The 13,714-nt window shown below is 43.6% G+C and carries 13 protein-coding genes and 1 tRNA gene; 4 read left to right on the top strand and 10 right to left on the bottom strand.

What is annotated here, in order from left to right; genetic code table 11:
- Positions 1–27: 27 nt before the first annotated feature.
- From ACO03U_RS01265 to rpoN, 7 genes are all read right to left on the bottom strand, one after another.
- Complete coding sequence (locus ACO03U_RS01265; protein WP_161870058.1) at positions 28–291, bottom strand: hypothetical protein; 264 nt, start codon at positions 289–291, stop codon at positions 28–30.
- A gap of 329 nt (positions 292–620) precedes the next feature.
- Entirely contained in the window at positions 621–1,925 is a 1,305-nt protein-coding gene (eno, locus tag ACO03U_RS01260) for a phosphopyruvate hydratase (RefSeq protein ID WP_161870059.1), read from the bottom strand.
- Positions 1,926–2,044: 119 nt separating this feature from the next.
- On the bottom strand, positions 2,045–2,800 hold the full coding sequence (gene tpiA / locus ACO03U_RS01255) for a triose-phosphate isomerase (RefSeq protein WP_161870060.1): 756 nt from the start codon (positions 2,798–2,800) through the stop codon (positions 2,045–2,047).
- A 115-nt stretch (positions 2,801–2,915) separates the two neighbouring features.
- Complete coding sequence (locus ACO03U_RS01250; RefSeq protein WP_161870061.1) at positions 2,916–4,106, bottom strand: phosphoglycerate kinase; 1,191 nt, start codon at positions 4,104–4,106, stop codon at positions 2,916–2,918.
- Between the two features lie 125 nt (positions 4,107–4,231).
- On the bottom strand, positions 4,232–5,233 hold the full coding sequence (gene gap, locus ACO03U_RS01245; RefSeq protein WP_161870062.1) for a type I glyceraldehyde-3-phosphate dehydrogenase: 1,002 nt from the start codon (positions 5,231–5,233) through the stop codon (positions 4,232–4,234).
- A gap of 40 nt (positions 5,234–5,273) precedes the next feature.
- A complete protein-coding gene (locus ACO03U_RS01240) occupies positions 5,274–6,365 on the bottom strand; it encodes a sugar-binding transcriptional regulator (RefSeq protein WP_204684703.1) in 1,092 nt (363 codons plus the stop codon).
- A gap of 179 nt (positions 6,366–6,544) precedes the next feature.
- Positions 6,545–7,864: an RNA polymerase factor sigma-54 gene (gene rpoN, locus ACO03U_RS01235; RefSeq protein ID WP_204684705.1), complete on the bottom strand. Its 1,320-nt coding sequence runs from the start codon at positions 7,862–7,864 to the stop codon at positions 6,545–6,547.
- A 52-nt stretch (positions 7,865–7,916) separates the two neighbouring features.
- On the opposite strand from rpoN, the gene ACO03U_RS01230 reads away from it, so the two are divergent.
- Positions 7,917–7,988 (top strand) — tRNA-Arg (locus ACO03U_RS01230).
- A 256-nt stretch (positions 7,989–8,244) separates the two neighbouring features.
- On the opposite strand, the gene ACO03U_RS01225 is transcribed toward ACO03U_RS01230, so the two are convergent.
- The 3 genes from ACO03U_RS01225 to ACO03U_RS01215 all read right to left on the bottom strand — a co-directional run bounded on the left by ACO03U_RS01225 (position 8,245) and on the right by ACO03U_RS01215 (position 10,172).
- Entirely contained in the window at positions 8,245–8,751 is a 507-nt protein-coding gene (locus tag ACO03U_RS01225; RefSeq protein ID WP_204684707.1) for a hypothetical protein, read from the bottom strand.
- A 291-nt stretch (positions 8,752–9,042) separates the two neighbouring features.
- On the bottom strand, positions 9,043–9,660 hold the full coding sequence (gene rpoE / locus ACO03U_RS01220) for a DNA-directed RNA polymerase subunit delta (RefSeq protein ID WP_161869480.1): 618 nt from the start codon (positions 9,658–9,660) through the stop codon (positions 9,043–9,045).
- Between the two features lie 77 nt (positions 9,661–9,737).
- A complete protein-coding gene (locus ACO03U_RS01215) occupies positions 9,738–10,172 on the bottom strand; it encodes a YwiB family protein (protein WP_204684708.1) in 435 nt (144 codons plus the stop codon).
- Between the two features lie 230 nt (positions 10,173–10,402).
- Between ACO03U_RS01215 and ACO03U_RS01210 the strand changes: the two genes are divergently transcribed.
- Genes ACO03U_RS01210 through yidA form a run of 3 tightly spaced genes read left to right on the top strand, consistent with a single transcriptional unit; the run spans position 10,403 to position 13,420 of the window.
- On the top strand, positions 10,403–11,230 hold the full coding sequence (locus ACO03U_RS01210; protein ID WP_204684709.1) for a lipoate--protein ligase family protein: 828 nt from the start codon (positions 10,403–10,405) through the stop codon (positions 11,228–11,230).
- Entirely contained in the window at positions 11,214–12,572 is a 1,359-nt protein-coding gene (locus ACO03U_RS01205) for an HD domain-containing protein (RefSeq protein ID WP_204684710.1), read from the top strand. Before ACO03U_RS01210 ends, ACO03U_RS01205 begins: the two co-directional genes overlap by 17 nt.
- Before the next feature lie 35 nt (positions 12,573–12,607).
- Positions 12,608–13,420, top strand: coding sequence for a sugar-phosphatase (yidA, locus tag ACO03U_RS01200; protein WP_204684711.1), 813 nt, complete (start codon positions 12,608–12,610; stop codon positions 13,418–13,420).
- Positions 13,421–13,714: the final 294 nt, after the last annotated feature.

Raw genomic sequence — 13,714 nt, 5'->3', positions numbered from 1 at the left:
AGATGATTTGCAATAAAACACCTGGAACTACTCTGTTGTTTCATCTCGCAAAGATTCGATAGCTGCTTCGGTAACTTGGTCAGGAACTGGTTCAATGGGTTCGATAGGCTCCCAATTTTCTTGTGGTTCCATAAAATCTTTCTCCTGATTCACCCGCAACTGATACTCTTCTTCAGTTAAATTTCCACCTTCATATTGTTCTTGAAAAGCTAATAAACGTTTTTCTAATTCAATGGATTTTTGTGTTCGTTTATCCGCTTCTTCTTCCCATTGCTCATACTTATCAACCATCTAATCCCTCCTTTCTTTAACAAGTGACATCAAATAAGGCTTCTACTACTAAAGTATCAAATTTACTACTATTCAGCAAAATATACGTTTAAGTCTTTTTCATAAAGTTTAAGCAAAGGAATCACCCCATCGAAATAGTTTTTTTAGAACATTTCTAACCCTTCACTCCAACAAAAATTCTTCTACGCCTTCTCCACTTACCATTTCTCAAAAAAACACTACCGTTAGAATCGGCATATATGCAACTATTGCAACTAGAACACAACAAAAAAGCCTGCAAGGATTTCTCCTCACAGGCTTTTTTCAATCAAGTAAACAAGCGTCTTAGCTTATTTATTTTTCAAGTTGTAGAAAGAGTTAACGCCTTTGTATTCAGCAACGTCACCCAATTGGTCTTCAATGCGAAGTAATTGGTTGTATTTCGCGATACGGTCAGTACGAGACAATGAACCAGTCTTGATTTGGCCAGCGTTAGTTGCAACAGCGATATCAGAGATTGTAGAATCTTCTGTTTCACCAGAACGGTGGGAAACAACGGCAGTGTAGCCAGCTTCTTTCGCCATTTCAATAGCGTTGAAAGTTTCAGTCAAAGTACCGATTTGGTTGACTTTGATTAAGATTGAGTTACCAACGCCCATTTCGATCCCTTTAGACAATTTTTCAGTGTTTGTAACGAACAAATCGTCACCAACCAATTGAACTTTGTCGCCAAGAGCTTCAGTAAGTTTCTTCCAACCATCCCAGTCGTTTTCGTCCATACCATCTTCAATAGTGATGATGAATGGATATTTTTCAACTAGTTCTTGCAAGTAAGCTACTTGTTCGTCAGAAGTACGTTTTGCAGCGCCTTCGCCTTCGAATTTAGTGTAGTCGTAAACGCCATCTTCGTAGAATTCAGAAGCAGCACAGTCAAAACCAAGACGTACGTCGTCGCCGATCTTGTAACCAGCTTTTTCAACTGCAGCTACGATTGTTTCAACAGCATCTTCAGTTCCTTCAAAACGAGGAGCGAAACCACCTTCGTCACCAACAGAAGTTTCTAAGCCACGAGCTGACAACAATGATTTCAATGCGTGGAAGACTTCAGCACCCATGCGCAAGCCTTCTTTGAATGTTTTCGCGCCAACTGGTAAGATCATGAATTCTTGGAAAGCGATTGGAGCATCTGAGTGAGAACCACCGTTGATGATGTTCATCATTGGAGTAGGCAAAACTTTAGTATTGAAGCCGCCTAAGTAGTGGTACAAAGGAATTTCCAAGTAGTCAGCAGCCGCACGAGCAACAGCGATAGAAACACCTAAGATTGCGTTAGCGCCCAATTTGCCTTTGTTAGGAGTGCCATCCAAAGCGATCATTGCTTGGTCGATAGCCATTTGGTCACGGACATCGTAGCCAATGATAGCTTCAGCGATGATGTTGTTTACGTTGTCGACAGCTTTTTGAACACCTTTGCCGCCGTAACGTGCTTTATCGCCGTCACGCAATTCAACTGCTTCGTATTCACCTGTAGAGGCACCAGAAGGAACCATCCCACGGCCGAAAGCACCTGATTCAGTGTAAACTTCGACTTCGATTGTTGGGTTACCACGGGAATCTAGAACTTCGCGTGCATAAACATCAGTAATAATTGACATGTTTTGTCTCTCCTTTGAGTTGTTTTTCTAAAAGGCTTGATTGCGCCTCTATGAACAATTTTAGTGAAAATACCAGTATTTATCAAATTAAAAGTGGCATTTCTCATAAGAAATTCAGATTATTTAACAGCTTTCAATAAAGCCAAGAATGAATCTGCTTCCAAGCTAGCGCCGCCCACAAGAGCACCGTCAACGTTTTCTTTTGCCATGTATTCAGCAATGTTTTCTGGTTTCACAGAACCACCGTATTGAATCCGTACGCTTTCAGCTACTTCGTTGTCGTACAATTTTTCAACGGTTTTCCGAACTACGCCACAGATTTCGTCAGCGATGTTGGCATCTGCTGATTTACCAGTACCGATAGCCCAGATTGGTTCGTAAGCAATAACCATGCTAGAAACTTGACCAGCTGTTAAGTCTTTCAACCCAGCAGTGATTTGTGTTTCAATCCATTCAGCTGTTTTGCCAGCTTCATAAGTTTCTAATGTTTCGCCACAGCACAAGATTGGGGTCATGCCATTTGCAAAGATTGCTTTGGCTTTTTTGTTGATTTCTTCGTCTGTTTCGTGGAAGTATTCGCGACGTTCGGAATGACCGATGATCACGTATTCGATTCCCATATCTGACAAAGCTGCTGGAGAAGTTTCACCAGTGAAAGCACCCGCGTTTTCCCAGAAACAGTTTTGAGCAGACAATTGCAATTCTGAACCTTGACGTTTGCAGTTCATTGGGGCTAACAATAATGCTGGCGCGCCAATGACAGAATCCACAACATCTTTTGAAGGGATCGCATCTTTGACTGCCAAGACAAAAGCTTTTGCTTCTGGCAAGGTTTTGTTCATCTTCCAGTTACCGGCGATGATTGGTTTACGCATGTTAAAAACTCCTTTGATTAGTCTGTTTTGACTAGCAATGATACTAGTTCAAAGCTTTTTTAAAGACACACCGCCAAGCCAGTAGCAAGGCTACTGACTCAGCTAGCTATCTCAATTATTTGTCGTTAATTGCAGCCAAACCTGGTAAAGTTTTGCCTTCAAGCAATTCAAGAGAAGCGCCACCACCAGTAGAAATGTGGGTGAATTTGTCAGCAAAGCCTAATTGTTCAGCAGCTGCCGCAGAGTCCCCACCACCGATGATTGTAGTCGCACCCTCAAGGTTTGCGATAGCTTCACAAACACCGATAGTACCATTTGCGAAGTTAGACATTTCAAACACACCCATTGGTCCGTTCCAAACGACTGTTTTCGCACCAGCCAAAGTTTCAGCAAACAAAGCAACAGATGCTGGACCGATATCCAAAGCCATTACGTCGCCTTCGATTTCGCCTTCGATGGTTTCTGTTGGTACATCGTTAGAGAATTCAGCCGCACAAATGTTGTCGATTGGCAAAACAAGTTTGTCGCCAGCTTCAGCGATCAATTCTTTAGCCAAGTCGATTTTGTCGGTTTCAACTAAAGATTTACCAATTTTCATGCCTTTTGCAGCATAGAAAGTATAAGTCATCCCGCCACCGATCAAGATTTTGTCAGCTTTTGGAATCAAGTTTTTGATTACGCCGATCTTATCAGACACTTTCGCGCCACCTAAGATTGCGATCATTGGTCGTTTAGGATCTTCTACCGCTTCACCGATGAACTTGATTTCTTTTTCCATCAAGAAGCCAGCAACAGTTGGGATCCCAGTAGAAGCGATACCAACGTTTGAAGCATGAGCCCGGTGAGCCGTACCAAATGCATCGTTAACGAATACATCACCTAAAGAAGCCCAGTATTTACCTAATTCTTCATCGTTTTTGCTTTCTTTTTTGCCGTCGACATCTTCAAAACGAGTGTTTTCAAACAACAACACATCGCCATCTTTCATGTCCGCAATCGCTGCTTCTAAAGCTGCGCCACGAGTTTCAGGAACAAAAATGACTTCTTTGCCCAACAATTCGCCTAAGCGTTTTGCGACGGGTGCCAAAGATTTGCCAGCTTTGTCTTCTTCGGTTTTTACACGACCTAAGTGAGAGAACAAAATTGCTTTACCGTTGTTGTCCAAAACGTATTTGATTGTAGGCAAAGCCGCTTTGATACGAGTATCATCGCCGATTACGCCGTCTTTCAAAGGCACGTTGAAGTCAACGCGGACCAAGACTTTTTTATCTTTTAAATCAAGATCTTCAATGGTTTTTTTAGCCATGTTGATGGATTCCTCCGATTCTTATCATTGTGTGATGGTCGAAAATGACCAAAGGAAAAAGCGGGGAAGCGACGCGCTTCCCCGCTTCAAGTTCATACTATTGAACGCTTGACTTGTAAGAAATCTTACAATTTAGCGAAGTATTCCAAAGTACGGATCAATTGAGCAGTGTAAGACATTTCATTGTCGTACCAAGCAACGGTTTTAACCAATTGTTTGTCGCCAACTGTCATCACTTTAGTTTGAGTTTCGTCAAACAATGAACCGTAAGTCATGCCTACGATATCAGAAGAAACGATTGGGTCAACGTTGTAGCCGTAAGATTCGTTAGATGCAGCTTTCATAGCAGCATTTACTTCGTCAGCAGTTACTTGTTTGTCCAATACAGTAACCAATTCAGTCAATGAACCAGTTGGTACAGGAACACGTTGAGCAGCACCGTCTAATTTGCCGTTCAATTCAGGGATAACTTGGCCGATAGCTTTAGCAGCACCAGTTGTGTTAGGTACGATGTTGATTGCTGCAGCACGGGCACGACGCATGTCACCCTTAGGATGTGGTGCATCCAAAGTGTTTTGGTCGCCAGTGTAAGCGTGGATAGTTGTCATCAAGCCTTCAACGATACCAAATTGGTCGTTCAAAACTTTAGCCATAGGAGCAAGACAGTTAGTTGTACAAGAAGCACCAGAGATAACTGTTTCGTCACCAGTCAAGATTTCATGGTTAACGTTGTAAACGATTGTTGGTACGTCAGCACTACCTGGAGCTGAGATAACAACGCGTTTAGCGCCAGCTTTCAAATGCAATTCAGCTTTTTCTTTAGTAGTGAAGAAGCCAGTACATTCCAAAACGATATCTACGCCAAGTTCGCCCCATGGTAATTCTTCAGGGTTACGGTTAGCCAAAACTTTGATTTCGTTGCCGTTTACAGTGAAAGAACCTTCGTTAACTTCTACAGTACCGTTGAAACGACCTTGAGTTGAATCGTATTTCAACAAGTCAGCCAACATTTTTGCGTCTGTCAAGTCGTTGATTGCTACTACTTCGATTCCATCCACATCTTGGATACGGCGGAATGCCAAGCGTCCAATACGTCCGAAACCATTAATACCTACTTTAACTGTCATTTGAGATTTCCTCCTTATGAAAATCAAAAAAGTTTTTATTTTAAAGGGTTGCCCCTTTTAAAATCTCGTTTGCTGCAGCTTCATCGGTGATGAGCCACGTTTGTTTTGGAGCATTTTTCATATAAGCTCCGATAGCTTTGGCTTTGCTTTTGCCGCCAGCCACAGCCAAAATCACTGGGACTTTCCGGAGCTCAGCCAATTCGATGCCGATTCGAGGTACTTTGTGGACCACTTCTCCTTGTTCATTGAAGAAATAACCAAAAGATTCCGCCACTGCATTTTGCTGTTTAAGCATCACTATTTCTGCTTCAGACATCTTGCGTCGAGCAGCCATATGCAGGGCCCGGCCGATACTATGAATCACACAGTTGGCATGGCTAATCAAATCCAGCACTTCTTGAATGGAGGGTTCAGCCAGTAGTGACCGATACGTTGCGGCACTGAGTTGTTCCGGCACATACAACGCTCGATAGTCCCCATTGGTCCGCATCGCCATCACTGAAGCCACGGAATTGGCTTGTAGAGTGACCGCTTCGCCAATCCCTCCACGAGCTGGGACAAAGAGGTTGTGGCGCTTTTCGCTTTCCAGATTGGTTAAGCGTTCCGCCACCGCTGCCATGGAAGTACCCCCCATGACCGCAATTATATTATTACCTTCTGGGAGCAATAAGTCCAATGATTCGTTTAGACAATCGCCGAGTTCGGCCACGATTTTTTGTTGTCGATCGCTATTTCCCACCGAAATCAAGCAGCGAGAAATGCCAAAATGTTCAGCTAGTTTCTTTTCAAGCTGATGCATCCCAAACAGTTGATCCATGATTTTGCCAAGACTGTTGTAGACTTCTTCACCCTTTGCGGTCAAGGTCATCCCACTTTTGTCAGCATTAATCAATTGCAACTTTTTTAAGGTGTCAGTCTCTGAACGTAACACCCGCTCGGTCAAGGCTAAGCTTTCCGCCAAATTACGACGACCAATGGGTTGCATCCAATAGATATTTTGCAAAATCTTAAATCGTTCTTGCAAAACAGCCAAGATATCTGGCGCAACTGCTTCGATCAATTTTAATTCATCTAGCACGTAGCACCCCTCCGATGGACACTTTTTGTCCAACATAGACTTAAATCGACCCATCTAGTCTAAAAAAAATGAAACACGCTGAAAGTTCAACGACCTCACAAGAACAATACTAACATTTTCTAAAGGATTGTGCAACTGAAAGACACCAATTTTTATCCGCCAAAGATGGCGTTAAATCAAGAATAACATGAAAGCACAAGGCAGTTTTCCCTGTGCTTTCAATAACTCTAGGTTTAATCAAATCGTTTTCTTTTGGCTGAGCTAGGGATTCCTAACGCTTCCCGGTACTTAGCCACCGTCCGTCTTGAGAGTGCCAATGATTCGGCTTTCAATAAATCGACTAACTTCTGGTCTGAAAGAGGTTTATTTTTGTTTTCCGACGCAATCAACTCTTGTAGACGTTGTTTGATGGTATCTGCGGAAATATCTTCTCCTTCACCGTTTTGCCCACCAACTTTTTGACTAAAGAAACTTTTTAGTTCAAAAACACCGAAACTAGTTTCCATATACTTGCCACTGACAGCGCGACTCACAGTCGATTCATGAACCTCTAGCTCATCGGCAATTGTTTTGAGAATCAAAGGCTTCAACGGTCGTTGCTCATGTAAAAAAAAGTCTCGTTGATGGGTGATGATTGCTTGAGCCACTCGTAAAATAGTATCTCCTCGTTGGTGAATCGTCTTTTGTAACCATTGGAAGTCTTGTTTTTTTCCTTCTAGGTATTTCAGAACTTCTGGATCTTGACTTTGAGCCATCTGTTCAAAGTAACTCTGTTGAAACTTAACTTCCGGCATCCCCCGCCGATTGGAGACCACTTGAATCTCCTCACCGTCGATTTTGACCAGGACATCTGGAATAATGTATAAACCCTCCGTGGAACCAAAGCTTGCTCCTGGTGTCGGGGTTAGGGTTTGGATATAATCAAAGACTTGTTGAATTTCCGTCACCGGAACAGCTAGGGCTTTTGCAATCTCCGGCCATTTCCGCGCCACCAGCTCTTCAAAATGCTCCTCCAAAACTAAATAGGCGATGGCTGGTGCCCGGTCGTCTCTTTCCGTCTGCAACATCAGGCATTCTTGCAAGTTGCGTGCCCCGACTCCCGGCGGATCGAGTTGTTGAATCAAGGTCAAGGCATCCAACATCTGAATTGGGGAAGCCCCCGATTCTTCACAAGCATTCTCTAAGGTAATCTTCAAGAAACCATTTAAATCAATGTATTCAACTAAAAACAAGACCAACGTCCGGAGATAAGTATCCCGATAATTTAAATGAATCTGATCTAATAAATGTTCAAACAACGACAACCGGTTATCCGGTATCTGACTCAAATAATTGACTTCAGTGCCACTACCAGACATTGGTTTATTGTATTGCAACGTATAATTGGGTTCGATCACTTCAATTAGTGGATTATCCAAGGCCTCGCTATCGACAAACGCTGACAGCTCCTCCACTGAGTATTGCAAAACTTGAATTGACTGTTGCAATTTCTGAGTTAAAGCCAGTTTTTGCGTTTGTTTTTGGGCTTGGGAAAAATTTTGTTGAAATTTCATGAAATTTCCTCTTGTCTTTTTATGAATTATTGGTTACACTATTAAATGTTCCGCGTCCTTAGTGTAGTGGATATCACGTAAGATTCCGGTTCTTGAGACGGGGGTTCGATTCCCTCAGGACGCGTTATTAGCAACAGAATTGATTATACTGGAAATTTGCCAGATAATCAAAAGGAGAAACGAGCCACTTCCAATTGGAGGTGGCTCGTTTTGTTATTCTTGGATTTGTTCTCGTTTCAAAAACTCGTCCGACTTTTCTAAAAGGCAAAAATGAACCTTTGCCTTTTAGAAAGGTGGAATAAACTTGTTTTGCAATCGAGAACGATGGCAGAACCACCACAGGCTATTCTTTATCTTGCACCGGTTTCGACTGAAGTTGATCAGAGCCTTCCCTCAGTTATCACTTGCCCTTTTTGATCGAGGGCCAAAGCCTCTACTCCAGATAATTCAATGAGTTGACACTGTTTATTAAGTAAGGGGTCTGCTACACACCTTTCGATTAAATCTATTTTTTGTTGGCAGCGGGTAATCCAGGCTATCAGAAATTCATCGGCAGAGATAATCTTCCTTGCTAAATCATCGATAGTCTCCACGCCGGCTGTTGCACACCATTTGACACAAGTTTCGTAAAAAGGACGCATCACAGGATTTTCGATTTCAGCAGTAGGAAGAAATGCTACCTCAATCTCTTTCACACCAGCTTGCTGTAATAAAAACGAACGGGTGTGACCATCAATAATATGCAGTTTCCCCGGAAAAATTTCATAAACAGCAATTGGTGGATAATTTTTATAGCCCTCTTGTTGAAGCAGTTGCCGATTTTTCTCAACTTTTTCTTGATTTAAATATATTTGAGTTAAGCCTAATTGATTAATTGGTACTAACACCTTCCTCACTCCCCACTATTTTTATCATCTGCTGCTCTTACTTACATGAAAGGCGGAAGCGACACAGATTTTCTTTATTTTGAGTCGGTTTACCCTTGGTATTTTCCGTTCCAGCTACAGCTATTTCAGTTCCTAGGTCGCCAAATGTCACCATTTTTGTGCCATCGAACAAACGGCATGGAACTCTCGATACCCCTTGGGAAAATAGGATTTCCCATCGCTTAAAATTTATCGTACCTTAATCTACAAAAAAGGAAGCCGACATCGGCTTCCTTTTTTATGGCTATTGGACTATTTTTCTTCGTCTTCCTCATCATCAAAGTCATCATCTACATCATCGTCATCGATAATCGACAAATCTTCTTCAATGCCACCAGGGACTTCTTCTTCGTCATCAGTGGGTTCGTCAGCGCCGATTTCTTGTAAATCAGAGTTGTACTCAGCGATTTCTTCATCATCGTCATCGTCATCATCATACAATTCTTTATCGTCTTCGTCGTCATCCACCAAATCAGTGTCTTCCGGATCATCATCGTTGTAATCAATCGCATCGTCGTCGCCATTGATGAAGGCATTGACCCGTTTGCGTTTGCGTTTTTTAGGAGTTTCTTCTTCGTCTTCTTCAAGCCCTGAGTTCAACTCTTCGTCGATGGAGTCGATGGCATACCAAGAACGCAATCCCCAGCGGTTTTCACCAAGAGAGATGAAACTGCCGTCGATGTTCAAGTCAGTATAAAATTGCGCCAATGAGTCCCGAATCTCGCTGTCAGTTTTACCAAGATAGTTTTGAATTTGGTTGACCAAATCCGAAAAATCCATCACGTCGCCTTTTTGTTCTAAGATTGCATGGGCAACCTCGATCATGGACAGCTCGTTCTTGTTTAGCCCTTCAAATACTTTAATTTCCAAATTAGGACACGTCCTTTCACAGTCTACGCTTTATCATACAAAAATGCTGTGGAAAAATCAATTTTATTTAACAAAAATCAAGCAGTAAACGCCAAGTCAATCAAATAATTGCCCACCAACTCATCTGCCATAAACAAATCATACTCGATCAAAATCTTTCCTGAAGTCGGTCGATCCTTCAAACTCACATGAAGATTGCGGGTATAGGTACCAAAAATCATCTCTCCATAAGGCGTTCGGTAACTGGTTTTGACCGTCTCCCGATAAACAAATTTCAACTTCAAGCGCATTTCTCCCGAACGAGTCAATTGGACTCCCCCATCCGGCATGATTTTAATAGTCACCGGGATGCTTTCGCCATTTTCTTGCAATTCTTCATAGCGGATGTATAACGTATCGCCAATCGTGACAATCTGTCCCTCAATATCAAAAAAGAAATCTTGTGTTTGCCCTTGTTGAGTGACCTTTGTTTGTAAGTTGATGGAGACGGGGGTGCCATTTTTAATCGCCATTTTCAAAAAACTTCCTTCCTCTGATTTACTTGCCACCCAGCAGGCTTTTATGTAAGGAAACTTGCTACAACAGACACAGCTAGCCTTAGGATGGGCAATTGAATTTGCTTTAATTGTCAACAGATTTCCTGCATTTGTCAACAAATCGCTCCTTTAAAACCTTTGAAGTTATTTATTCCGAGGTTTTCGTATATAATGTATGTGACATTAACTATTAAAGGAGTTTTTTTATGCAACCGTCGCTGATTTTGAATCAGGTTGTTTATCCGCCAGAGCAACAGGTTCTGCCCTTTGCTTTGACGGATGTCCTCACCGAATATACCAGTCTAACCGGCCAGTCTTTGCTTCATTTTTGGCAACTGACACCTACCATGATCCTAGGTATGAAAGATACAAGGGTGCCTCATCTCTCGGCAGCACTAGCCACTTTAACCAACCAACAGCTGCAAGTAGTGGTGCGTAACTCCGGGGGCCTCGGGGTGATTTGCGATGAAGGCGTCTTGAATATCACCTTATTTTTGCCCCTTACTGAAAAAAAACTTAGCACAGATGCGGCCTACGATGCCATGTATCAGTTGACCCAACAAGCTTTTCCAGAACTCACCATCACCACTGGCGAAGTGGCCGACTCATATTGTCCTGGTGAATACGACTTGAGTGTCAATGGTCGCAAAATCGCCGGCATCGCACAACGTCGCCTAAAACAAGGGGTCGCTGTGATGATGTATCTCAGTGTCTCAGGAGATCAGCAAAGCCGGGGCCAAATCGTGCGTCACTTCTATCAAGCCGGACTAGCGGAAGGGTTTGGCACTGCTGGCTACCCACCAGTTAATCCAGATAGTATGACTACTCTGACCCGGGAGCTAGGTCAGGAGTTGACGATTCACGACTGTCAAGCCCGCTTTGCCACCGCCTACGCGCCTCAAGCTCTCCCACTGGCAAGCGATCAGTGGTTAGCTACCCACGAAGAACTAGCTGACAGCTACCAGCGACGAATCACTAGCATGCTAAACCGCAACCAAGAAATAAAGGAGTTGATCCATGATGACCATGTATAAAGAGCAGTTACTACCTATTGAAAAAGTCTTTCGTGATCCTGTTCACAATTATATCCACGTGCAACATCAAGTAATATTGGATTTGATCAATGCCAAAGAATTTCAACGCCTGCGTCGCATCAAGCAACTAGGAACCACCTCTTACACCTTTCACGGCGCCGAGCACACCCGCTTTGCCCATTCCCTAGGTGTCTATGAAATCACTCGTCGCATCTGTGATATCTTTGCTCGTAACTTCTCCATCGAAAAAATCGGACGGGGGGGCTGGGACGAAAACGAACGTCTTGTCGCCTTATGTGCGGCTTTGTTGCACGATTTGGGTCACGGCCCTTTCTCCCACACGTTTGAGCATATTTTTGCTACCGATCATGAAGCAATCACCGTAGAAATCATCACTTCCCCTGAAACCGAAATTTTTCAGATTCTCAACCAAGTGGAAGCTGGTTTTCCGGAAAAAGTGGCCAGTGTCATCACCCACGAATACCCCAATCCACAAGTAGTCCAGATGATTTCCAGCCAGATTGATGCCGACCGGATGGATTATCTTTTGCGAGATGCTTATTTTACTGGGACAGAATATGGCACCTTTGACCTCACCCGAATCTTGCGGGTAATTCGCCCCTATGAAGGAGGAATCGCCTTTTCATATAGTGGCATGCATGCAGTGGAGGACTATATCGTTAGTCGCTATCAAATGTATGTTCAAGTCTATTTCCACAAAGTTTCCCGTAGCATGGAAGTCATGTTGGAGCATCTTTTGGATCGCGCCCACGAACTCTACCAAGAAACCCCTGAGATTTTTGCGCTGCATTCCCAGCTTTTGGTCCCCTTTTTACGTGGGCAATTTACCTTAGCAGACTACTTAAAGTTGGATGATGGCGTGTTAACCACTTACTTCATTCAATGGGCGGAAGAAAGCGACCGCCTGTTAAGCGACTTGGCGAAACGCTGGCTCCACCGCAAACCGTTGAAATCTGCCACTTTTGATGAAGATCGGCAGCTGCCTTTGATTGAGGAACTGAAGCTTTTAGTGGAAAAAGCAGGCTTTGATCCTACTTACTATACTGCCATCAATTCCAGCTATGACTTGCCTTATGATTTTTACCGACCAAAATCTGGTGTCCATCGTACGCAAATCGAGCTGCAGCAAAATGATGGCACTTTGATAGAACTCTCCCAAGTCAGCCAACTAGTGGCGGCCATAGCTGGGGAAATCACCGTCGATCACCGTTTCTATTTTCCTAAAGAAATGATTGACCGGGACAGCTCTGCCAATTATGATTTATTTAGCGAGACCTACCAAGAATTTGCTGCCCATATTCACAATGGCGCATTGATCTAACTACCTCTCTAGGATGAAAAGGAGCAATTACAACTATGTCTATTCGCATGATTGCCATCGATATCGACGGCACCCTGGTCAACTCTCAACGCCAACTCACTGAACGGGTCAAAAATACTTTGGCTGCTGCCCGTGACAAAGGCGTCAAAATCGTCTTGTGCACTGGCCGTCCCATCCCCGGTGTCGAACCGGAATTAAAAGAGCTTGGGCTAGTAAGTGATGAGGATTACGTCATCACTTACAATGGCTCAATGGTTCAAAATGTCGGCACAAAAGATGTGATTTTCTCTGCTGATTTAAAGCCGGCAGATTACATCGATGTCAACGCCATGGCGCAAAAGCTGGGGGTCCATCTCCATGTATCCTCGACTGATGCGATTTACACTGCCAATCGCGATATCAGCCCCTATACTGTCCACGAATCTTGGTTGGTACACATGCCGATCAACTACCGCACAGCCGACGAAATGGTCCAGTATCCAGTTCCCATGATCAAGATGATGATGATCGATGAACCGGCGATTTTGGATGCAGCCATCGCTAAAATCCCCGACGATTTCAGAGAACGCTACACGGTCGTAAAAAGCGCCCCCTTTTACCTGGAGATTCTCCATCCTGGTGCTAGCAAAGGGGTGGCATTGTCACAACTAGCCAGCCATTTGCACATGACCGCCGATGAAGTCATGGCGATTGGCGACAACGAAAACGACCTGACCATGATCGACTACGCCGGAATCGGTGTTGCCATGGAAAACGCTATTCCAGAAGTCAAAAAAGCCGCCGATGTCACCACCGCGTCCAATGATGAGGATGGCGTCGCGTTGGTCGTGGAAAAATACGTTCTCTAATCCTATATCCACTAATAAAAATCGCAACGCCCCCCCTTCAGCGCTCACGAATAAAGGCGAAATCGACTCATGATGTTCTTATGAATCGGTTTCGCCTTTATTTCGCAGCTACTAGGTGTGAACTTAGTAGCTTTTACTTAGTCAACTATATGGGGTAGCTGCTGCGTTCGTGAAGCCAACTCTCCTGCGACTTGGGAGGAGGGATTTTTCGCTTGTGAAAATTTTATAATCCCTCACTCTATAAAAAAGACCTTTTTGCCAACGCCTCTCCTCCACAGGATAAGGCTACGGTAA

Source organism: Enterococcus diestrammenae, from assembly GCF_049384045.1.
Classification (GTDB): Bacteria; Bacillota; Bacilli; order Lactobacillales; family Enterococcaceae; genus Enterococcus_C; species Enterococcus_C diestrammenae.
This window is presented reverse-complemented; position numbering and strand designations above follow the sequence as displayed.

Excerpts from the sequence above, each read along its gene's own strand:
- ACO03U_RS01265 (WP_161870058.1), bottom strand. The coding sequence starts at position 291 with ATGGTTGATAAGTATGAGCAATGGGAAGAAGAAGCGGATAAACGAACA.
- eno (WP_161870059.1), bottom strand. The coding sequence starts at position 1,925 with ATGTCAATTATTACTGATGTTTATGCACGCGAAGTTCTAGATTCCCGT.
- tpiA (WP_161870060.1), bottom strand. The coding sequence starts at position 2,800 with ATGCGTAAACCAATCATCGCCGGTAACTGGAAGATGAACAAAACCTTG.
- ACO03U_RS01250 (WP_161870061.1), bottom strand. The coding sequence starts at position 4,106 with ATGGCTAAAAAAACCATTGAAGATCTTGATTTAAAAGATAAAAAAGTC.
- gap (WP_161870062.1), bottom strand. The coding sequence starts at position 5,233 with ATGACAGTTAAAGTAGGTATTAATGGTTTCGGACGTATTGGACGCTTG.
- ACO03U_RS01240 (WP_204684703.1), bottom strand. The coding sequence starts at position 6,365 with ATGGGTCGATTTAAGTCTATGTTGGACAAAAAGTGTCCATCGGAGGGG.
- rpoN (WP_204684705.1), bottom strand. The coding sequence starts at position 7,864 with ATGAAATTTCAACAAAATTTTTCCCAAGCCCAAAAACAAACGCAAAAA.
- ACO03U_RS01215 (WP_204684708.1), bottom strand. The coding sequence starts at position 10,172 with ATGGCGATTAAAAATGGCACCCCCGTCTCCATCAACTTACAAACAAAG.
- ACO03U_RS01210 (WP_204684709.1), top strand. The coding sequence starts at position 10,403 with ATGCAACCGTCGCTGATTTTGAATCAGGTTGTTTATCCGCCAGAGCAA.
- ACO03U_RS01205 (WP_204684710.1), top strand. The coding sequence starts at position 11,214 with ATGATGACCATGTATAAAGAGCAGTTACTACCTATTGAAAAAGTCTTT.
- yidA (WP_204684711.1), top strand. The coding sequence starts at position 12,608 with ATGTCTATTCGCATGATTGCCATCGATATCGACGGCACCCTGGTCAAC.